This window comes from Nocardia sp. TBRC8007 (assembly GCF_056629435.1).
In genome coordinates this window covers 1-19,990 of record NZ_JBWSOR010000033.1, presented here as the reverse complement: position 1 = coordinate 19,990, position 19,990 = coordinate 1, and the positions used below count along the sequence as shown (strand labels likewise).

The window sequence follows — 19,990 nt, the reverse complement described above, 5'->3', positions numbered from 1 at the left end:
AAAGCTATTTCCTCGAACGGTCCCGCTTCTCCCGCACACGTACCGAGATGCGGACCGGTGAGCCTGCGAAGCCGAATTCCTCGCGCAACCTGCGCTCCAGGAAGCGGCGATAGCCCGCCTCCAAGAAACCAGTGGTGAACAGCACGAAGGTCGGCGGCCGGGTGGCTGCCTGGGTAGCGAACAGCACCCGCGGCAATCTGCCGCCCCGCATCGGTGGCGGGGTCGCGGCGACCACTTCCTTCAGCCAAGTATTCAGCCTGCCTGTCGAGATGCGCTTGTCCCAGGACTCCAGGGCGGTTTCCATGGCCGGGACCAGTTTCTGCACCGCACGACCGGTATGCGCGGAGATGTTCACACGCTGCGCCCACGGCACCCGGATCAGGTCGCGGTCGATCTCACGGTCCAACCGCAAACGGCGGTCCTCATCGACCAGGTCCCACTTGTTGAACGCCAGCACCAGCGCGCGTCCCGAGTCGGCAACCATACCGATCACCCGTAGATCCTGCTCGGTGACCGGCTGCGCGGCGTCGATCAGCATGATCGCCACCTCCGAGGCTTCCAGCGCGGACTTCGTACGCAGCGAGGCGTAGAACTCGGTGCCACTGGCATTGGCGACCTTGCGGCGCAACCCGGCGGTATCGATGAATTTCCAGGCTTTGCCGCCGAGCTCGACCAGGGAGTCGACCGGATCGACCGTGGTACCCGCGACATCGTGCACTACCGACCGCTCGTCTCCGGACAATTTGTTCAGCAGGCTCGACTTACCGACATTCGGCTTACCGACCAGAGCCACGCGACGGGGACCGCTGCCACCGGTCCCCTCGCGCGGAGTCTGCGGGAGCACCTCCAGGATGTCATCGAGCAAGTCACCAGTGCCGCGACCGTGCGCGGCACTAACCATCCGCGGCTCACCGAGGCCAAGCGACCACAGCGCCGCCGCTTCGGCTTCGACCCGCTGGTTATCGACCTTATTGGCGACCAGGATGACCGGGACCGCGGCACGACGCAGTTTCCGCACCGCCGCTTCGTCTGTAGCGGTCGCACCCACGACAGCATCGACCACCAGCAAGATCGCATCAGCGGTACGCATAGCCAGCTCGGCCTGCATGGCCACCGCTTGCTGCAGACCTTTCGCGTCTGGCTCCCACCCGCCGGTGTCTTGAACCAGGAAACGGCGCCCCGCCCAATCGGCCTCATAGGACACCCGATCGCGAGTCACACCGGGGGTATCCTCCACAACCGCCTCCCGGCGGCCGAGGATTCTGTTCACCAGCGTCGACTTGCCGACATTCGGGCGACCGACAACCGCGACCGTCGGCACGGCGACATGCGCTTGGTCCTCGAACGCACCCTCGAGCTCGGCCAACTCCCAGTCGGTCTCGTCACTCCAGACGCCGTCCCCGGCCAGCACATCCCCACTCATCGGCCCGCTCCTCTGTGAAGTACCGAAACCTGCTGCGCAACAACGTGATACAGCTCGTCGATAACCTCGTCCATGCGCAAGTCACTGGTGTCGACCCGCACCGCGTCCACGGCGGGACGCAACGGGGACACTCTGCGGGTGGAATCGAGGGTGTCGCGCCGCTGCACGTCGGCGAGCACGCCTGCGTAATCGTCGCCCCGCCCCTCTGCGATGTTCTGCTGGTTACGCCGGTATGCGCGCGCCTCCGCGGAAGCGGTCAGGTAGATCTTGGCGTCCGCCGCAGGCAGCACCACGGTGCCGATATCACGACCTTCCACTACGATCCGTCGTGCGCCCGCCGTGATATCGCGCTGCATCGCGACGAGCGAATCACGGACCGCGGACACCGCCGAGACAGCCGAGACGGCCTTGGTGACGGCATCGCCGCGAATCTCCGCCGCGATGTCCTCGCCGTCGAGTTCGATCACTTCGTGGCTGGGCTCGGTACCGATGGCCAGCGGCAGTTCCTTGATCGCGGCGGCTATCGCTGCGGTATCGGTGAGCTCGATGCCCGCGCGCAACACGCGCAACGTCGCTGCCCGATACATGGCGCCTGTGTCGAGGTACTGTGCGCCGAGCCGAGTGGCCAAGCGCCGGGAAACACTCGATTTTCCGGTGCCCGAGGGGCCGTCCATCGCGACCACCAGCGGGCTGGTATCGGACAACCATTCCGGCGTCTGCACCGAAATCCCCACACCGCTCACAACGACACCGCCTCGTAGAGTTTGCCGACTTCATCGCGCCCGAGCACACGCAAGGTGCCAGATCTCTGGTCGCCGAGAGCGACCGGTCCGATATTCGTCCGCACCAACCTGATGACCGGGTGACCCACTGCGTCCAGCAGGCGACGCACGATATGTTTGCGCCCTTCGTGCAACACCACCTTCACTAAAGAACGTCCTTCCCCGAGCTCGAGCACCTGGAAATGATCGACCTTCGCCGGACCGTCCTCCAGTTCGATGCCCCCCTTCAGCTGTTTACCGACCACGCGGTGGACTTCCCCGTGCACTGTGGCCAAGTAGGTCTTGGCCACCTCGAAGGACGGGTGCATGAGCCGGTGTGCGAGATCACCGTCGTTGGTGAGCAGCAGCAAGCCCTCGGTGTCCGCGTCGAGCCTTCCGACATGGAAAAGACGCTGACCAGCAGCGATCCGCTCGGCCACAATGTCACCAACACAGGGACGGCCCAGATCGTCGGACATGGTGGACTGCCAGCCCTTGGGCTTGTTGAGCGCGACGTGCACCAGCTCCTCGCGTACCACCACCCTGGTGCCATCGACCCGCACCACCGCGTGCTGCGGGTTGATACGCAGACCCTGCTCCCGCACGATTATGCCATCGACCTCGACACGGCCCTGTGCGATCAACTCCTCTGCGACGCGGCGCGAGGCAACACCTGCTTTGGCGAGAACCTTCTGCAGCCGTTCCCCCTCTCCCCACGGAAGTTTGGTGTGTCCGCTGGAACCGACTGACACCACGTTCTGGTGGCGCGCGGGCTTGGCGTTGCTCAGCAACGGGGGTTGCGTGATCGATCGCTGTGGCTTGGATTTCTTTTTACCCGCCTGGGCCGCATGCCGCTGCGGGTTCGAGGCCTGGGCCGCTCCACGCTGCTGCGTGCCCCGGCTCATACCCCCCTGCGCCGGACCACGGGCAGTAGTCCCCCGGAAGGCCGAACGCCCGTCACGGGCGCCTGCGTTGCGGCCTGCGCCGCCCAGGGCCGCGCGTTTCCTACGATCCGGTGTGCCATCTCGGCGAGCGGGCGTATTCATCGTTTCCTGTCACTCTTCGGCGCCGAGATCTATATCGGTCTCGGCGGGTTTCCTCAGCCTGGTGTAACGGGGATCCGTCTCCAGACTCTCATTGATCTCATCGATCAGGTCAACGCCCGGAAGCAAGGGCGCCAACGGCGGCAAGTCGCTCAGCGACGCGAGCCCGATCCGCTCCAGGAACAATTCGGTCGTACGGTACAGCGTCCCGTTTGTCTCCGGATCGGCACCTGCCTCAGCGATCAGTCCCCTGGCCAGCAGTGTGCGCATCACTCCGTCGACGTTCACGCCGCGCACCGCTGCGACCCTGGTCCTGGTCACCGGCTGACGGTATGCCACCACCGCCAACGTTTCCAAAGCCGCCCGAGTAAGTTTCGATCGGGAGCCGTCGAGCAGCATCCGTTCCACATACGGTGCGTACTCGCTGCGAGTATAGAAGCGCCAACCATCACCTGCGAAACGCAGGTCTATACCGCTGGACCGGGCCGACAGCTCGGCGGACATCGCACACAGCATGCTCTCCACGCGCGCCACGGTGTCACCGAGCACAGCCGCGAGCTGGTCGGCCTGGGCTGGAGTATCGACGACGAGCAGCATGGCCTCCAGTGCTGAACGCAATTCGACATCCCGCAGCGGCTGCCGGGGAGGTTCCACTACTGCCTTGCTCACCGCTACGCCTCGCCGAAGCTCTGCTCGGTTGCACGCGGCTGCGTACGATAGCCGCGGCAGGCTCGCTGACGGTCGTTCACCCGTAGTCCTCCTCGATAGTAAGCGTGTTCGCCTGGCCGGTAGCCTCATCGCTGACCATACGGACCGACAAAGGCCCGAGTGGGTCGGGCTGGTCGAACTCGATCGTCCTACCGCGATACAACTCGAGCAGAGCCAGGAAGCGGGCGACGATCTGGATAGCAACCTCACAGTCGGCGACCAACTCACCGAAGGAAGTCCACGCGCCCACGCCGCGCTGCTCGAGCAGCTTCAGCACCAAGGCCGCCTGCTCGGCCACCGAAATCGTCTGCGTGTGCAAGTGGTCGAGCCCGACCTTCGGCACTGGACGAGGCCGGAAAGCGGCGGCAGCTATCTCGGCGAACTCGGCTGCCTCGACCCCCAGCGTAACCTCGGGCAGCAAATCGACGTAACGCTCCTCCAGACCGACTGCACGAGGATAACGTCGCAATGCGGCGACCTCCAGCTCGCCGAGTAGCTCAGCGACTTGTTTGAACGCACGGTACTGCAGCAATCGGGCGAACAGCAGGTCGCGCGCCTCGAGTAACTCGAGGTCCTCGGCAACGGCCATCTCTCCGGACGGCAACAGCCGCGCGGCCTTCAGATCCAGCAGCGTGGCAGCCACGACCAGGAATTCGGTGGTCTGGTCCAGAATCTTATCCGCACGCAGCGTGTTCTGCCGCGACATACTCGCAGTCAACGCCCTGGTGTAGGCGATGAATTCGTCGGTGACCTTGTGCAAGGCCACCTCGGTGACATCCAGCTTGCGTGAGCTGATCAAAGTGAGCAGGAGATCGAAAGGACCCTCGAAGTTGCTCAAGCGCAACCGGAATCCGGGCTGCTGCGATTCGGCCTCCCGCTCGGGTTCCCGCGGCCACGGCGCCGCGGAGCCCGCATTATACGGTACGTCCGCCGGTGAACTGTCCTGGCCTGTGGTAACTCGGGCTACGGGTGTCCCGGGCTGCGGCGCGACCACTTCGTCCGCTGTCGGTGTACGCCGTGGCGCCGCACCTCTGCCTGCGGCGATATATGCGGCAGCCACATCTCCGAGCGTGGGAACGGTCGAGCGAGCCGATCCTTCGGACTGTGGTCGTGCGGGAGCGTCCGGCATAGCGGCATCGCGCAGACGAACTTCCGGTAGCTCCACCACATCGGGCGGAGAACCTTCCTGGCCAGGCGGAGAGCCTGATGACGCAGACTCGGGGTCTTCGCGGCCGATCACCGGCCCGAGCGGTGGATGACTTCCCTCGCCATCGACCGATATGCTTCGGCCCCACCTGATTTCGGCGCCCACGTGGTAATGGGCTCGCCCGCGACACTGGCGTCAGGGAAACGGACGGTACGTGCGATCGCGGTGTCGTAGACCAAGTCACCGAACACCTCGACGACTCGTGCCATGACCTGACGGGAATGCAGCAACCGAGCATCGAACATGGTGACCACTATTCCGTACAGGCTCAGTCTCGGGTTGAGTCGGTCCCGCACCTTCTCTACTGTGTCATTGAGCAGCGCAAGCCCGCGTAAGGAGAAATACTCGCACTCCATCGGGATGATCACCCCATCCGAGCAGGCCAGAGCATTGACCGTGAGCAAGCCGAGCGAAGGCTGACAGTCGATGAGAATGTAATCGTAGCGATTGCGCACCGGTGCCAGCGCTCGGCCGAGCGACTGTTCCCTGCCCACCTCGTTGACGAGCTGGATCTCGGCGGCGGATAGGTCGATGTTGCTCGGCAACAGATCCAAGTTCTCGATACGGGTCGGCATCAGTACGTCATCGATGGAGATCTTGGAGCCGATGAGCAGGTTGTGTACGGTCAGTTCGAGATTGTGGTGGGCTACGCCGAGGCCTGCGGACAGCGCCCCCTGCGGATCCAGATCGACGAGCAGTACTCGACGGCCGTATTCGGCCAGCGCAGCACCGAGGTTGATAGTAGAAGTGGTCTTGCCCACCCCACCCTTCTGATTACACATGGCGATGATCAGGGCGTCGCCGTGCCGTTCGAGCGGCTGCGGGTCCGGCACCAGCCGCAACGGCCGTCCAGTCGGGCCGAGCGTCGCGTCCTCCGGAACCGGCTCCACATTCCCCCATAGTGCTTCCGCCGCAGCCTCCGAGTACCGACCCGTAAGCGGCTTCGCGCCAGCGCCCGACGGTGGCCCTGCCGCACCGGCTGTCGTCACGATCCGCTGCTCCTTATACGTTTCTGCCCGCTGCCTCGCCGAGCGTGGCGGGGCCGAGACAAAGCCCGACCTCGCTTCCGTACGATTCGGCCTCCGATAAACGCTACCGCTTGACGGCACTCGGATACCGCGCCTGAGCGCGGTGTGTTCATAGCTCGCCGATCAGCCGCCACCGCGAATCTATATCGAAATGAACGTCGAACCGTTCGTACATATCGTCCCTGCCGTCCCCGTTTGCCTCCCGAACCATCCGATCGAATTATCGAAAGTCCACCGCGTTCGCCAAAATACACATCACGTCAGCCAGAAATACGCCGCGCTGGAAGTGCGCAAGGCTGACGGTACAGGGTGCTCTGGCCACCCCTGCACGAGGCTCGAAACAAGCACGATACCCGGCGAGCCCATGACCAAGCCAGCACAATCGCCCACCGCAGCCCATACCCATTACACTATGCGCAGCAATGCTGCCGTGCTCGAGGCCGCCGGTGTGCGACCGGATATTCGGCACGATCCGGCCAAGGCTGCACAGGATCCAAGGCTGCACAGGATGCTGAGACGACCGGGTCACCGAGCTCGTGGATGGGCGGTAGCCCAGACCTCGCGCAGAGTGTTGACCGTGACGAGAGTGTAGACCTGTGTGGTGGTCACCGAAGCATGACCGAGCAATTCCTGCACCACACGGATGTCGGCGCCACCATCGAGCAGATGGGTGGCGAAAGAGTGGCGCAGTGTGTGCGGCGACGCCGCCGTGATGCCCGCGCGGGTAGCGGCGGTCTGCAACACTTGCCATCCGCTCTGCCTGGACAGGCGGGTGCCACGGGCGTTCAAGAACAAGGCCCCGGCATTGCTCTTTCCCCGTACAGCGAGTTCGGGGCGCCCCCGCACCAAGTATGCGTCTACGGCGGCGAGAGCGGGACGACCGATCGGTACCATGCGCTGCGCGCCGCTTTTACCACGCAGGATGACGGTCCGTTCTTCGATATCGATATCATCGAGATCGGCCCCCACCATTTCCGAAATCCTGGCACCAGTGGAGTACAGCATTTCCAGCAGCGCCCGGTCGCGCAGCACACGCGGTCCCCCGCTCCCTGCTACTACAATGTCCTGGTCACTCACGGGCTCACCACCTGCCGCCGCCAGTAACTTCAACACTTGGTCATAGGGCAGTGCCTTGGGCAACCTGCGCCCCGGCGTGGGCGGCTTGACAGCATGCGCGACATCGGCGCCCACCCACCCCTCCGCCGCAGCGAAACGATGCCATCCGCGCACCGCGATCAGGGCACGGGCCGCCGAACTCGCCGCCAGTGGCGGATACAGGTCGCTCCCAGTGCGCAGCACCGCGGTGAACTCGGCCACATCGGATTCGCTGATCTGCTCGAGCGAGCTGATACCACGCCCGGTCAGGAAATCGAAGTAGCGACCGAGATCACGTCGGTAAGCACCGAGCGTGTTGACCGCGACAGCGCGCTCGACCGCGAGATGGTCGAGGTAGGCGTCGAGCTCACGAGCGAGCAATGCCGGTCAGTCTTCGAGCTGTCGCGCTGCCTTGCGACGCAAGAGAGCGGTAGGTTGTCCATGCCACGGCTCGTCCGGTGGCCGCAGCGTAACGTCGTCCCCCCGCGTGGCCGCTACCGCGAGCACACCCGCGACCGCAGTGGCATTGACCAGCTCCCCGGCCAGCGCCGCCCGGACGGCCGCGGCGACCGGCATCCGGACCACTTCGAGGTCGGCCTCCTCCAATTCCGGCTCGGGCCGGTCGGTCTCGAAAAGGTCTCGCGCCAGATAAACTCGCAGCGCCTCGTCGGTGAAACCGGGCGACAGCACCACATCCACCAGTACCGCCCACTCCCGTGCGGCCAGTCCGGTCTCTTCGGCCAGCTCTCGCTGTGCCGCCAGGAGCGGGTCCTCTCCGGGCAAGTCGAGCAAACCCGCAGGCAGTTCGAGCAAGCGTCTGCCGATCGGGTGGCGATACTGATTGATCAGCACCAGGTTGTCGTCGGCGTCGAGCGCGGCGACAGCGACGGCACCGTGATGCTCGATCACCTCGCGCTCGACGACTCGCCCACCTGGCATCGACACTTGGTCCAACCGCAACGCCACGATGGCGCCGCTGTAAACGGTTTCGCTGGATACGACCTCGAATTCGTGGCTGCCCGGCTCGGCAGCGCCCCCGTCGGTCATGCTGTTACCTCTACCTCTCTGGCATGCGCGGGGCCCTGCGTGGTCACGCTACGCTCCCGTCTCCGGATCTGACCGCTCACGCCACTACACCTGCTCCGCCGCACCCGTGAGTTCTCCGCCGGAAATATCTACCGGAAGCTGTTCGGCCGCCTTATATCTCAGCGCCGCGGAAATCAATGCCGCGAACAGCGGATGCGGGCGAGTCGGACGACTCTTCAGCTCGGGGTGAGCCTGGGTGGCGACAAAGAACGGATGCACCTCGGTGGGCAGCTCGACGAACTCGACCAGATGTCCGTCCGGCGAGGTACCGCTGAAGCGCAAACCACTCTCGGCGATCTTGTCACGATAGGCGTTGTTCACCTCATAGCGGTGCCGGTGCCGCTCGGAGACATGCTCGCTGCCATATGCTCGGGCCACGATCGAGTCCTTCGCCAGTGTCGCGGGGTAAGCCCCGAGCCGCATCGTGCCACCGAGATCGGCTTCACCGGCCACCGCCTGCTCCTGGTCGGCCATGGTAGAGACGACCGGATGAGGGGTATCAGGTTCGAATTCGGCCGAGTTGGCCTCCACTAGGCCCACTGAACGCGCGGCCTCGATCACTGCACACTGCAGGCCGAGACACAGGCCGAGCAGCGGGATGCCGCGGGTACGGGCGTAATGGATCGCGCCGACCTTGCCTTCGATACCGCGGATACCGAATCCGCCGGGAATCAGCACGGCATCGACATCGCGCAGTGCGTGCTGCGCGCCGGAAGAGGTCTCGCACTCATCGGACGGGACCCAGCGGATACATATCCTCGCGCGCGAGGCGAATCCACCCGCCCGCAACGCCTCGGTAACCGAGAGGTACGCATCAGGCAAGTCGACGTACTTGCCTACCAATGCGACCTCGACCGTCTCGCGCGGCGAGTGCACCCGGTCGAGCAAGTCGCCCCACACAGTCCAGTCCACATCACGGAACGGCAGGCCGAGCCTGCGCACCACATAGGCGTCCAAGCCCTCTCGGTGCAGCACCCTGGGGATGTCGTAGATCGATGGAGCGTCCGGAGTAGAGATACAAGCATCGACCTCGACATCGCACATCAGAGCGATCTTGCTCTTCAGCGTCTGGGGAACCTCCCGATCACAGCGCAGGATCAGCGCATCAGGCTGAATGCCGATGTTGCGCAGCGCGGCCACCGAATGCTGAGTCGGCTTGGTCTTCAACTCGCCGGAAGGGGCGAGATAGGGCACCAGCGACACGTGCAGGAAGAACACGTTGTCCCGGCCGACATCGTGGCGGATCTGTCGGGCAGCCTCGAGAAACGGCTGGGATTCGATGTCGCCGACGGTGCCACCGATCTCGGTGATCACCACATCAGGCGTCTGTCCCTGTAGATCCGGACCACACATCGCGAGGATTCGATCCTTGATCTCATCAGTGATGTGCGGAATCACTTGCACCGTGTCGCCGAGATACTCGCCGCGGCGCTCCTTGGCGATCACCGACGAATAAACCTGCCCCGTAGTCACATTCGCGTCCTGGGACAAGTCCCGGTCGAGAAACCTCTCATAGTGGCCGACGTCCAGATCGGTCTCCGCGCCGTCCTCGGTCACAAAAACCTCGCCGTGCTGGAAGGGGTTCATGGTGCCGGGATCGACGTTCAGGTACGGGTCGAGTTTCTGCATCGTGACGCGCAACCCACGCGCCGTCAATAGCTGACCGAGGCTGGATGCGGTGAGACCTTTACCCAATGAAGAGGCGACGCCGCCGCTGACGAAGATGTGCTTCGTGACTGCTCGCGCCTGAATCCGTGTTTGACCCACGGGTCTTCACGGTAACACGAATCCGCTCGTCCATTCGAATGCCGGGATGTTTGCCAGCCGATCACATTGAGATGGATCAGAACAGGCATGGATCGGTGCAACGGAAACCCGATCGTGCCCCGAATCACGCCATGACAACGATACTCGGCGGGAAGACGCAACCACCGTGGCCGGAAAGCGATAACGAACCCATCGAAGGTCAGCCCGGTAACGCGGCCAGCGTGAGTGCGGTGGCTTTGGCCCCGATACCGTAACGGCCCGCACCGCCGGCGAGTTGTTCGGCGAGTGCCAAGACAGCGGTGACTCGGCCGATATCGCGTTCCACGTTGTCGACAGTGCTGACCTGGGTGGCAAGGGCCGTATCGGCGCGGACGACGGCGATCGGCCCGCCCTCCTCCGCGGCACCGGTCCGGCCTACGAGCACCACGCCGGAGCTACGCCCCCGCAGCGCCCCGGCGAAGCGGGCGATATTCGCGCCCTCACCGCGCTCGCCCGCTCCTACGGCGTTTCCGGTGACCACCACGGCCAGCTGCGCCGGCAGCACCGGGATGTCACCATAGGCGAGGAAGCCACCGCCACGCAGGGTCTCCAGCGCCAACCCGAGTTCCTGCGGTGTGCTCCTGGTTTGCCCATTGACCGGATCGAGCAGAAGGAGCAGACCGAGCAGATCGCCTGCCATGCTGCCCTGGTCGACCGCACCGGTACGTAGTCGCGCCCCCGCCGGGATCACATTCGTGACGGCAGTGCGCATCCGATCGCCCTCGACGACATCGGCGAACGCATCTGTGAGCGCGATTCGGCCGGTGACGACCGCACCGGCGGTGCCGAGCGACTTGGTCACCGATTCGGCATCAGCTGGATCGGCGTCGGAGGTCGTGAACACGATGACGCTACGCTCGGCGAGAGTGCCGGCGAGAATACGGCCCGCCGCCCCCGCAACGAACTGGTCGGCGGCCATAAGCTGCCCTCCGAGCTGCCTGTTCTGTTCGGTGAGCGCGTCGACCTGCTGGCGTGGATCGGTCTTGTCCGCGCGTGGTCCGGACAACAGATCGACCCCCGGCGTCCGCGATCCGAGCACCACACCAATCGCGAGCGCGAGGAAGATCGCGGCGATCGAAATGGCATGCTGGCGCGTAGACATCATCGCTGCACCCAAAGCGCCAAACGATCCCAGAGGCCCACGATCCAATCCATGGCATCTCCGCCACGGTCGGCTGTCAGCAGTACGACGATCAGCGCAGCCAGCGCGGCGAACACCACCAGCGCGACAACGACCCCGGATACCCGGTTGCGGTACAGGGTGGCCACGGCTTTCCCGTCCACCAGCTTGGTGCCGACCTTGAGCCGGGTGAGAAAGGTCGCCGGATTACTACCGCGGCGACCGCGGTCGAAGAAGTCATCGAGTGAGGCAGGCGCACCGATCGTAACGATCAGCGCCGCACCATGATGGTCGGCGAGCAGCAAGGCCAAGTCGGCAGCCGAACCCGACGAGGGGAAGGTCGTCGCACCGATACCGAGATCCTGTATGCGCTCCAGCCCCTTGGCATAACCGTCGGTATCGGCAGGCAGGATCACCTCCGCGCCGCACTTCATAGTCGCCGCAGTGATCTCCTCCGGATCACCGACAATGAGGTCGGGTCGGTAGCCCCGCTGTCGCAGGGTGTCCGCGCCGCGACCGACGCCGATCAGGATCGGAGCGTATTCCTTGATGAACGGCTTGATCCGCTGCAGATCCTCGGCGTGATCCGGGCCGTCAGCGACGACGACGACATGCCTTTGCTGCATTGCCAACTCAAGCTCCGGCACCCCGAAGCCGTCGATGAGCAGTGCGTTCTCTACGCGGATGTACTCGATGGCGTTGCCGGCGAACGCTTCGAGATGATCGGCCAAACCGTTACGCGCCTCGCTCATCCGGTCCGCGATAGCCGACCTGGTGAGCTCTATGCCTTCGACCAGGACCTCTGTCCCCTTTTTGATCCGCTTGTCCGCATAGACCACACCTTCGTCGATCCGGACCCTGACGCCGTCCTTGATCTTGCTGAATGCGTCCGAGCTCACCGTATCCAGCAGGAGGATCCCATTGGCCACAAGTGCTTCCGGTCCCAGATTCGGATAACGGCCGGAAATGGACGGTGAAGTGTTGATCACCGCGCCTACCCGAGCTTCTACCAGCCGATCAGCGGTCATCCGGTCGAGGTCCATCTCATCGAGGACTACGACGTCGCCTGGTCCGATCCGCCCGAGCAACCGCCGGGTATTGCGATCCACCCTGGCTGTGCCGGTCAAACCGGGCAATGTTTCGGTATTCCTCGACAACAGCGCCGGCATCTTCATGGCGCCGATGATGACCGCAAACTCTCAACCATCGGTGGAGGCGCGCCGTTACCTCCGCACCCGCGTTGCGATGCACTGACATAAGTGTTATCCGACAGGCTACATAGTCACAATCGACGGAAGCGAGAGGACCGAGCGGACGCAGCCCGCAGCGGAAGGCGCTCATTATTCGTCACCCACGATTCGTCACCCACGACATTCCCAACTCCCGTCCATTAGATAGCTAATAATCAGCTATCTTTCGTAAGCGGCCCGCTCCACTCAGCCACAACCACCATGACCCCGGCAACTCCGCCCCGAGAGGACCTGGCATGACCATCGCTATCGCTACCGCCGCGGCACACGCCGATTTCGACATGGTCGCCGAGCGCGTTCGAGAAGTACTACGTGAACACGGCTTCGGCGTGCTGACCGAAATCGATATGCAAGAAACCCTGCGTCAGAAACTGGGCGCTACCATGGAGCCTTACCTTGTCCTCGGTGCCTGCAATCCCGAACTGGCCCACGAGGCACTCACCGCGGACAAGCAGATCGGTGTACTGCTCCCCTGCAACGTGGTTATCCGCGCAGACACGGACAATCCCACCACGATCCATATCGAGGCGATGAACCCACAACTGTTGGTACAGGTTTCCGATCAGCCTACATTGCAGTCGGTAGCAAAGAGAGCAACCGAACAGCTATCAGCAGCTGTCGCCACCTTGGCCAAAGAGCTGACATGACAGCGGCTGGCGGCAGAGTGGCAGCCCCTGCGGCGGTTGTGCTGCGATCTACATGATCATCAAGAAAGCACGGTACCTATTACGCTGCCCGTCACAATAAAAGCCCCATCATAATGAAAGCGAAGAGGAGACCCCATGGCCAGCACCACCGTCGACACCGTCATCCCTGCCCCGCGCGAAGTCGTGTACCGGCTTTTCGCCGACCGCGAGAGCATAAGCCCCTACGTGTCGTTCCAGGTCAAGCTGACCAAGCCAGGTACAGCCGAACGGGAAGGCGTCGGCGCCCAACACCTGATCGGCATCGGCCCGATCGGCGTCACCGAGGAGATCACCACGTTGATACCGGGCGAAAGGATGGAATACAAGGTCGTCAAGGGCGCGCCGGTGAAACGACATGTCGGCATCGTCACCTTCGCCGATGCCGACAACGGCACCAAAGTCTCCTACACCATGGAATCCGACCCCAAGCTTCCCGTGCCCGCCAAAGTGCTGGAGTTCGGCCTGAAGAACCTGATCGGACAGTTCCTCACAGGCGTGCGGAAAGCGGTGCGCTGATCGGCGTGGTCAGCGCACCGCCGCCTCAGCACCCACCTTCTCCGCACGCGCTGTGGCCAGCAGTTCCTCCGCATGCGCTCGGCCGGTCTCGGTGTCCTCTAGACCAGCCAGCATACGGGCCAGCTCGATCACCCGCTCATCCTTGGTGAGCACTCGGACACGGCTGTCGACCGCCCCCTTCCCATCATCGGACTTGTCGATCACGAGATGCGTATCGGCGAACGCGGCGACTTGCGGCAGATGGGTTACCACGATGACCTGGTGAGTACGGGCCAGGCGAGCCAACCTGCGCCCGATCTCGACTGCGGCCCGACCTCCGACACCCGCGTCGACCTCATCGAACACCATGGTCGCTCCATGGTCAGAACCGGCGAGCACTACCTCGAGCGCCAGCATCACCCGCGACAGCTCACCACCGGAAGCGCTCTTGCCCAACGGTAGTGACTGTGCACCCGAATGCGCCGACAGGCGAAACTCGACCTCGTCGATACCCGATGGGCCTGCGTGCAATTCTTGCCCGCCGACAACGAGCGGCGCCGAGTCCCGCGGGCCTGCCTGCGACTGCCGCACCTCGACCTGGAGACGGGCCTTGCCCATCGCCAAGCCACCCAGCTCGGCACTCACCGCAGCCGCCAGCCTGCCCGCCGCCTTGGTTCGCGCAGCACTCAGCTTCTGCGCCGACTCCCGTACCCGCTCGGCGGCGGCATCCACCTCGGTGGCCAACTCGGCCAACGCCTCCTCGGAGACATCGAGCGAACCGAGCCGGGAACGCGCTTCCCGCGCCCAGGACAACACGCCATCGATATCGGGCGCGTACTTACGGGTCAGTGTCTTCAATTCGGCTTGTCGGGTAAGCAATGCGTCCAACTCCCCCGGATCCGAAGGAAGGTCCGACAGATAACCGCTCAAGTCCGCAGTCACATCGATCACGACGGAGATGGCGTCGGCCAGGCGCGGCATGAGGGCGGCCAAGGCGGGGTCATCGGCTGCTTCGATGCGGGCGCGCGCGACACCGAGCGCTTCCAGCGCGCCGGAACTGTCTTCCGGGGCGTCGACCGGTCCGGCCAGAGCATCATGCGCAGCGGCGGCCGCGACACGCAACGAATCCAGATCACTGAGCCTGCGCACATCCTCAACGATGCGGATATCCTCACCTGGTTCCGGTGCGATGGCGCCGATTTCGTTCAACGAGTGTTTGAGCCGGTCGGCCTCTAAAACCAGTTCCCGGCCACGCGATGTGCGTTCGAGCAATTCCGTCCGAGCATCGAGCCACGCTCGGCGCCGCTTCTGGTACTTCCGCAGCAATGGATCCACAGCGTCGGAAGCGAACCGATCCAACGCGGACAACTGCTGGTCTGGGCGTTGCAGGCGCAACTGGTCGTTCTGCCCGTGCACGGTCAGCACGGGGGCGGTGAAATCGGCGAGCACTGAAGCGGGTACGCCGCGGCCACCGAGATGCGCACGGGAGCGTCCGTCGCCGCCGACCGTGCGGATCGCGATGATACTGCCGTCGTCGTCTCGTTCGGCCGCAGCGGCTTCCAGCACCCGGGAGACTTCAGCGCGAGCACTGTCGTTGGCATCCTCGACAGTGAACCGACCCTCCACCACAGCGCGAGAGGACCCGAGCCGGACCCGGCCTGCGTCCGCACGCGCGCCGCTGAGCAAATGCAGGCTGGTCACCACCATGGTCTTGCCCGCACCGGTCTCGCCGGTCAAACAGGTCAGCCCCGCGTGGAACTGTGCGGTTGCCTTGGAGATGACGCCGAGGCCGTCAATCCTGATCTCTGTCAGCACGTGTGCTCTCCATTCGCCGTCGGCCACGCCAGCCGGTTACGGGCAATTGGAACTTGCGCACCATCCGATCGGCGAACGGTGCGGAATCCAACCGCACCCAACGCACCGGCTCAGCGCCCCGCACCGCGTCCACCCGGCCACCTTTGGGCAGTACGATCGAACGCCTGCCATCCAGGAAAACTATCGCATCGTGTCCGGTCGCCACTGCTTCTACCGCGATCCGCGAATTCGGGCTGGTCACCAGGGGCCTGGCGAAGAGAGCGTGAGCATTGCTCGGAATCACCAACAGCGCTTCGAGTTCCGGCCACACCACCGGTCCGCCCGCGGAGAAAGCATAGGCAGTGGATCCCGTAGGCGTGGCAATCAGAATGCCGTCGCAGCCGAATGCCGATACCGGTCGACCATCGACCTCGAGCACTACTTCCAAAACCCCTGTACGCGAAGCATTTTCGATGCTCGCTTCGTTCAACGCCCACCCGCGCGCTATTACCTCGTCCTCAGCCCTGACCGTGAAGTCGATCGTCATCCGATGTTCGATCATGTAGTCGTGCCGCAATACCTGCGCAAGCGCCTCGTCCAAGTTTTCGGCCTCAGCCTCGGTGAGGAACCCGATACGACCGAGGTTGATCCCGAGCACAGGTACCGCTGCGGGACGCGCCAGCTCGGCGGCGCGCAGAAAGGTACCGTCACCTCCGAGCACGAGCACCATTTCGCAACCGACCGCGGCCTGTGGACCGTGCTCGACCACACGCACGGGATAGCCGCCCGGCTCGGCCACGAATCGAGTACTGCCCGCCTCGTCCGCGAGCACACGCAGGCCGATACCCGCGTCCGCGAAAATCTTCGCCACCCGGTGTGCGGTCTCGATGATCTCCGCCCGCCCCGGATGAGATACCAGCAAGATCTCCCGGCCGGAAGGCTGCGCAGGCGCGTTCACTGTGGACCCTCCTCAACCGCCCGCTCGACCAATACCGCTACCCGCTCACCGTCGTATTCGAACCGCCCGGTATTGCGCAGCCACAGGAAATACTCGACATTGCCGGAAGGCCCCGGCAGCGGGCTCGCCACTACACCGATAGTGCTCATACCCAAATTCGCGGCTACTGCTGCGACCGCGCACACCGCTTCGGCTCGCAACGCTGGGTCGCGCACCACTCCTCCGGAGCCTACCCGTTGCTTGCCGACCTCGAACTGCGGTTTCACCATCGGCAGCAGATCCGCACCCGGCGCCGCGCATACCGCCAGTGCGGGCAGCACCAATCCGAGCGAAATGAAGGACAGATCTCCCACCACCAGATCGACCGGACCGCCGATCATTTCCGGCGTCAGAGTTCGCACATTGGTGCGATCGAACACTCGCACTCGTTCATCGTTGCGCAGCCGCCAGAGCAGCTGACCATAGCCGACATCGGCTGCCACCACTTCCCGTGCTCCGCGCACCAACAACACATCGGTGAACCCACCGGTCGAGGCTCCCGCGTCCAGGCATCGCTTACCCGCGACGGACAGCTCTCGGGTCCCGAAATGCTCCAGCACGCCCAATAACTTGTGTGCCCCTCGGGAGGCCCAGGACACCTCATCGGGTTTCGTACGTACCACCAGCGGTGTGCCCGCCTCGACGGCAGTCGCCGCCTTCACCGCCACTGATCCAGCAATCAGGACGCGGCCCGCACCGATCAGTTCGACCGCGTGCTCACGCGATCTCGCCAATCCACGGCGAACCAGTTCTGCATCCACCCGCGCACGCCTGGCCACGTCAGATCTTGTCTACCGTGGCCAGTGCCTGCACAAGCACCTCATGAGCCTGCTCCAGAATGCGCGCGCGCCGAGTGATATCGACACCGGACTCTGCGGGCGTCGCCTCACTCGGGAGACGATCCATTTCGGCGAGCAGCGCATCCACCTCGTTGCGGACGCGATCCGGATCAGCAAGCTCCGGATGCCCTTGTGTCCCCAGCAGATGCCGGTCGGTCAGCGAGATCCCCGGACGGGACTCCCGCGCGCCGACAGGCGTTCCAGGGCCGTTCGGACGGGACAGAGGAGTAGTCATCGTGACATCAACGCTATCGGATTTCCGAACCGGACGCGCGTACCCGCACAGCTCGCCCCGGGTTGCACCGGAGCACCTCACCGAGGTCGTCATCCGATTCGGCAATAACGGGCACGTGGTTGAGCGCGTCCAGCGAGCTGGAAACATAGGTGGGGATCTGCTCATCTGGAGCGTCACGCAGCTCGTCGATGGTGCTGACTCCGGTCAGCACCAGCAAGGCGTCGAGACCTACCCGGGAGGCGCCTTCGATATCCGTGTCGAGCCGATCACCGACCACCAATGCGCTTCGTGAATGTGCCCGAACCAGCGCATCCTCCAGCAGAGGCGCATACGGTTTACCGGCCACGATAGGCTTCCGGTCGGACGCGGCACACAGCGCGGCGACCATCGCACCATTGCCCGGCGCGAGACCTCGTTCGTTCGGCAGCGTCCTATCGGTGTTCGCCGCGATCCACAATGCGTCGGAGCGTAGCGCGTAGGTCGCTTCAGCAAGATCCGGCCAGGCAGTGCTGGGCGAATGCCCTTGCACCACTGCCGCAGGCGTGATGCCGTCGAAGCGACGGATCGACCGTAGCCCGGCCGCATCCACCGCAGCGGCCAGATCATCGGTGCCGACAACCAGCACCGGAGCTCCCGGATCGAGCCGTTCGGCCAGCAGACGGGCCGCCGCCTGCGCACTGGTCACCACGTCATCGGTAGACGCGGCAAAGCCGAGTTCGGTCAGATGCGTGGCAACCGCACCCGGTCCGCGGCTGGCGTTGTTCGTGACATACACCACCCGCTGAGCCATCTCCCCCTCCCCCACCGCGGATACCGCCTCCGGCGCCCCATCGATCACCTCATGACCGCGATACAGCGTGCCATCCAGATCCAACAGCAAGGCCTGATAGTGATCCCGTAGTCGCTTCACACCACTCTCACTCTGTGTTATCCGGCCGGCACGACGCCGACGTGCTTACCACAAGGACTCGGCGGAGCAACCACTCGACAAGTCCGAGAACACCCGAACACTACGCCAGACAGCCATTCACCATGAATAGGGCAACGACAAGCTCACCCAGCATCCACCGGATGGATGGCGCTGTTGTCCGACTACCGGTTACTTGTCGGCTTCACCAGTGAGTTCGGCGGCGCGCTCTTCAGCGTCTGTCTCGCCATCCAGGTCTGCTGCCGCGGCGTTGAAAAACCAGTTCAGGCCCTCATCAGTACGACCAGCGGCGACCAAGGCATCAGCATAGGCGTAGAAGAGGCGGGCTGCGGTCGAACCGGTATGGGAAGGGTCGAGGTCCGAAGTCTGCAGAGTTACGACTGCTTGGTCGTATTGGCCGAGGTCCATCCGAGCACCCGCGATGACGATGCGCAGTTCGGTGGCCTCGTCACCGTGCAAGGCACGAGCCTCATCGCTGCGTCCGAGTTCGATCGCGCGTTCGGGACGTCCGAGACCTCGTTCGCAGTCGGCCATCACGGCCAGCAAACCGGAGCCGCCGGACATCCGCCGTGCGGTCCGTAGCTCCGACAATGCCTCTGCCCATTCGCCGGCGTGATAAGCGACTACCCCCGCGGTTTCACGAACCACGGCGATACGTCCGGCGCGCTGCCTGGCGGCCCTGACGTGTGCGAGAGCTGATCTTGGTTCATCATCGATGAGACGCGCCGCCATCACAAGGTGGCGGGCGACTGTCTCCGCATTACCTTTGTCCAAGCTGAGCAGGTCGCGGCGTACCGTCGAGTCCAGATCGGTAGCCTGCACCTCGTCCGGCAGGTCCGGCTCCTCCGGGCGTGCGGGGCGCCGGTCGAGCGAGCGCCCACCACTCGCTCGTGCGCCTTCGCCACCCCGACGGCGATCATGCTGAGCGTTCGCACGCGATGTCCGCTCGGCACGCCCCCCCGGCTCACCCCGCTCATAGGAGCCGCCCATCGCCGCGGTGCGCCGTGCTCCGTCACCACCAGCGCGGCGCTTGAAACCACTCCGGTCCGCGGAGCGTTCATACTGTTGGAAACCACCACGATCACCCGCGTCTCGACCGGTGGAATCACCACGGCGCTCGAAACCACCGCGCTGAGGTGCATCACTGCGCGCGCCGCTACCAGGGTCGACGCTGCTGCTACGGTCCCGAGACCCCTGACGTCTGAATCCTCCGCGCCCAGGGGAGTTGCGACGTCGCTCGTAGTCATCTGATTCACCACGATGAACGAAACCTCCGCGCTCCTGGGAATCGGCTAGAGCATCGCGTCTGCGGCCGAACCCACTACCTCGACGACTCGTATCTCGATTGCCACCACTCCGACCAGACTCAGAGTCGGGAGTGCCACGCCGGAAGGGTTTCCGATCGTCGTTCTGTTCCGGCACGGTGTTCCCTTTCTGGATTTCACAAGAGATCTGTACGTTCGATCATGCACCGGCGTTGGGGCGTGGA

Annotated in this window: 19 protein-coding genes; 2 read left to right on the top strand and 17 right to left on the bottom strand. The window is 64.2% G+C overall.

Features of this window, described 5'->3' with window-relative positions:
• Positions 1 to 4: 4 nt before the first annotated feature.
• From der to steA, 11 genes are all read right to left on the bottom strand, one after another.
• Entirely contained in the window at positions 5 to 1,423 is a 1,419-nt protein-coding gene (gene der, locus ACX4ZE_RS19035; protein ID WP_480274810.1) for a ribosome biogenesis GTPase Der, read from the bottom strand.
• Positions 1,420 to 2,097, bottom strand: coding sequence for a (d)CMP kinase (gene cmk / locus ACX4ZE_RS19030; protein ID WP_480274841.1), 678 nt, complete (start codon positions 2,095 to 2,097; stop codon positions 1,420 to 1,422). The genes der and cmk overlap by 4 nt, the downstream gene beginning before the upstream one ends.
• Positions 2,098 to 2,162: 65 nt before the next feature.
• Positions 2,163 to 3,230, bottom strand: a complete 1,068-nt coding sequence (locus tag ACX4ZE_RS19025) for a pseudouridine synthase (protein ID WP_480274809.1) — start codon at positions 3,228 to 3,230, stop codon at positions 2,163 to 2,165.
• Between the two features lie 9 nt (positions 3,231 to 3,239).
• The gene (gene scpB / locus ACX4ZE_RS19020; protein WP_480274808.1) at positions 3,240 to 3,896 is read right to left on the bottom strand and encodes an SMC-Scp complex subunit ScpB; all 657 of its coding nucleotides are present in this window, start codon (positions 3,894 to 3,896) and stop codon (positions 3,240 to 3,242) included.
• 76 nt (positions 3,897 to 3,972) lie between these two features.
• Positions 3,973 to 4,779: a segregation and condensation protein A gene (locus ACX4ZE_RS19015; protein ID WP_480274840.1), complete on the bottom strand. Its 807-nt coding sequence runs from the start codon at positions 4,777 to 4,779 to the stop codon at positions 3,973 to 3,975.
• Positions 4,780 to 5,171: 392 nt separating this feature from the next.
• A complete protein-coding gene (locus ACX4ZE_RS19010; RefSeq protein WP_480274839.1) occupies positions 5,172 to 6,032 on the bottom strand; it encodes a ParA family protein in 861 nt (286 codons plus the stop codon).
• Positions 6,033 to 6,695: 663 nt separating this feature from the next.
• Positions 6,696 to 7,646 carry a site-specific tyrosine recombinase XerD gene (locus ACX4ZE_RS19005; RefSeq protein ID WP_480274807.1) on the bottom strand — a complete coding sequence of 317 codons (951 nt, stop codon included), beginning with the start codon at positions 7,644 to 7,646 and terminating at the stop codon, positions 6,696 to 6,698.
• Between the two features lie 6 nt (positions 7,647 to 7,652).
• Positions 7,653 to 8,312, bottom strand: coding sequence for an NUDIX domain-containing protein (locus tag ACX4ZE_RS19000; protein ID WP_480274806.1), 660 nt, complete (start codon positions 8,310 to 8,312; stop codon positions 7,653 to 7,655).
• A gap of 84 nt (positions 8,313 to 8,396) precedes the next feature.
• Positions 8,397 to 10,118: a CTP synthase gene (locus tag ACX4ZE_RS18995; RefSeq protein WP_480274805.1), complete on the bottom strand. Its 1,722-nt coding sequence runs from the start codon at positions 10,116 to 10,118 to the stop codon at positions 8,397 to 8,399.
• A gap of 199 nt (positions 10,119 to 10,317) precedes the next feature.
• The gene (locus ACX4ZE_RS18990; RefSeq protein WP_480274804.1) at positions 10,318 to 11,262 is read right to left on the bottom strand and encodes a copper transporter; all 945 of its coding nucleotides are present in this window, start codon (positions 11,260 to 11,262) and stop codon (positions 10,318 to 10,320) included.
• Positions 11,259 to 12,452, bottom strand: coding sequence for a putative cytokinetic ring protein SteA (steA, locus tag ACX4ZE_RS18985; RefSeq protein WP_480274803.1), 1,194 nt, complete (start codon positions 12,450 to 12,452; stop codon positions 11,259 to 11,261). The genes ACX4ZE_RS18990 and steA overlap by 4 nt, the downstream gene beginning before the upstream one ends.
• A gap of 311 nt (positions 12,453 to 12,763) precedes the next feature.
• Between steA and ACX4ZE_RS18980 the strand changes: the two genes are divergently transcribed.
• Entirely contained in the window at positions 12,764 to 13,174 is a 411-nt protein-coding gene (locus tag ACX4ZE_RS18980) for a DUF302 domain-containing protein (RefSeq protein WP_480274802.1), read from the top strand.
• 135 nt (positions 13,175 to 13,309) lie between these two features.
• Positions 13,310 to 13,729 (top strand): SRPBCC family protein, encoded by a 420-nt coding sequence (locus tag ACX4ZE_RS18975; RefSeq protein ID WP_480274801.1) that lies wholly within the window; start codon positions 13,310 to 13,312, stop codon positions 13,727 to 13,729.
• 9 nt (positions 13,730 to 13,738) lie between these two features.
• On the opposite strand, the gene recN is transcribed toward ACX4ZE_RS18975, so the two are convergent.
• From recN to ACX4ZE_RS18945, 6 genes are all read right to left on the bottom strand, one after another.
• The gene (gene recN / locus ACX4ZE_RS18970; RefSeq protein WP_480274800.1) at positions 13,739 to 15,523 is read right to left on the bottom strand and encodes a DNA repair protein RecN; all 1,785 of its coding nucleotides are present in this window, start codon (positions 15,521 to 15,523) and stop codon (positions 13,739 to 13,741) included.
• Complete coding sequence (locus tag ACX4ZE_RS18965; protein WP_480274799.1) at positions 15,501 to 16,460, bottom strand: NAD kinase; 960 nt, start codon at positions 16,458 to 16,460, stop codon at positions 15,501 to 15,503. Before ACX4ZE_RS18965 ends, recN begins: the two co-directional genes overlap by 23 nt.
• On the bottom strand, positions 16,457 to 17,278 hold the full coding sequence (locus tag ACX4ZE_RS18960) for a TlyA family RNA methyltransferase (protein WP_480274798.1): 822 nt from the start codon (positions 17,276 to 17,278) through the stop codon (positions 16,457 to 16,459). Before ACX4ZE_RS18960 ends, ACX4ZE_RS18965 begins: the two co-directional genes overlap by 4 nt.
• Position 17,279: 1 nt before the next feature.
• Positions 17,280 to 17,573 carry a hypothetical protein gene (locus ACX4ZE_RS18955; RefSeq protein ID WP_480274797.1) on the bottom strand — a complete coding sequence of 98 codons (294 nt, stop codon included), beginning with the start codon at positions 17,571 to 17,573 and terminating at the stop codon, positions 17,280 to 17,282.
• 13 nt (positions 17,574 to 17,586) lie between these two features.
• Positions 17,587 to 18,483 (bottom strand): HAD-IIA family hydrolase, encoded by an 897-nt coding sequence (locus ACX4ZE_RS18950; protein WP_480274796.1) that lies wholly within the window; start codon positions 18,481 to 18,483, stop codon positions 17,587 to 17,589.
• Between the two features lie 189 nt (positions 18,484 to 18,672).
• Positions 18,673 to 19,491 (bottom strand): hypothetical protein, encoded by an 819-nt coding sequence (locus ACX4ZE_RS18945; RefSeq protein WP_480274795.1) that lies wholly within the window; start codon positions 19,489 to 19,491, stop codon positions 18,673 to 18,675.
• Positions 19,492 to 19,990 lie beyond the last annotated feature (499 nt).

What these genes read in the sequence shown, in the direction of transcription:
- ACX4ZE_RS18955 (WP_480274797.1), bottom strand. Translation starts at nt 17,573, where the DNA reads ATGACTACTCCTCTGTCCCGTCCGAACGGCCCTGGAACGCCTGTCGGC.
- ACX4ZE_RS18980 (WP_480274802.1), top strand. Translation starts at nt 12,764, where the DNA reads ATGACCATCGCTATCGCTACCGCCGCGGCACACGCCGATTTCGACATG.
- ACX4ZE_RS18990 (WP_480274804.1), bottom strand. Translation starts at nt 11,262, where the DNA reads ATGATGTCTACGCGCCAGCATGCCATTTCGATCGCCGCGATCTTCCTC.
- der (WP_480274810.1), bottom strand. Translation starts at nt 1,423, where the DNA reads ATGAGTGGGGATGTGCTGGCCGGGGACGGCGTCTGGAGTGACGAGACC.
- ACX4ZE_RS19000 (WP_480274806.1), bottom strand. Translation starts at nt 8,312, where the DNA reads ATGACCGACGGGGGCGCTGCCGAGCCGGGCAGCCACGAATTCGAGGTC.
- ACX4ZE_RS18975 (WP_480274801.1), top strand. Translation starts at nt 13,310, where the DNA reads ATGGCCAGCACCACCGTCGACACCGTCATCCCTGCCCCGCGCGAAGTC.
- steA (WP_480274803.1), bottom strand. Translation starts at nt 12,452, where the DNA reads ATGAAGATGCCGGCGCTGTTGTCGAGGAATACCGAAACATTGCCCGGT.
- ACX4ZE_RS18945 (WP_480274795.1), bottom strand. Translation starts at nt 19,491, where the DNA reads ATGGGCGGCTCCTATGAGCGGGGTGAGCCGGGGGGGCGTGCCGAGCGG.
- cmk (WP_480274841.1), bottom strand. Translation starts at nt 2,097, where the DNA reads ATGGACGGCCCCTCGGGCACCGGAAAATCGAGTGTTTCCCGGCGCTTG.
- ACX4ZE_RS19025 (WP_480274809.1), bottom strand. Translation starts at nt 3,230, where the DNA reads ATGAATACGCCCGCTCGCCGAGATGGCACACCGGATCGTAGGAAACGC.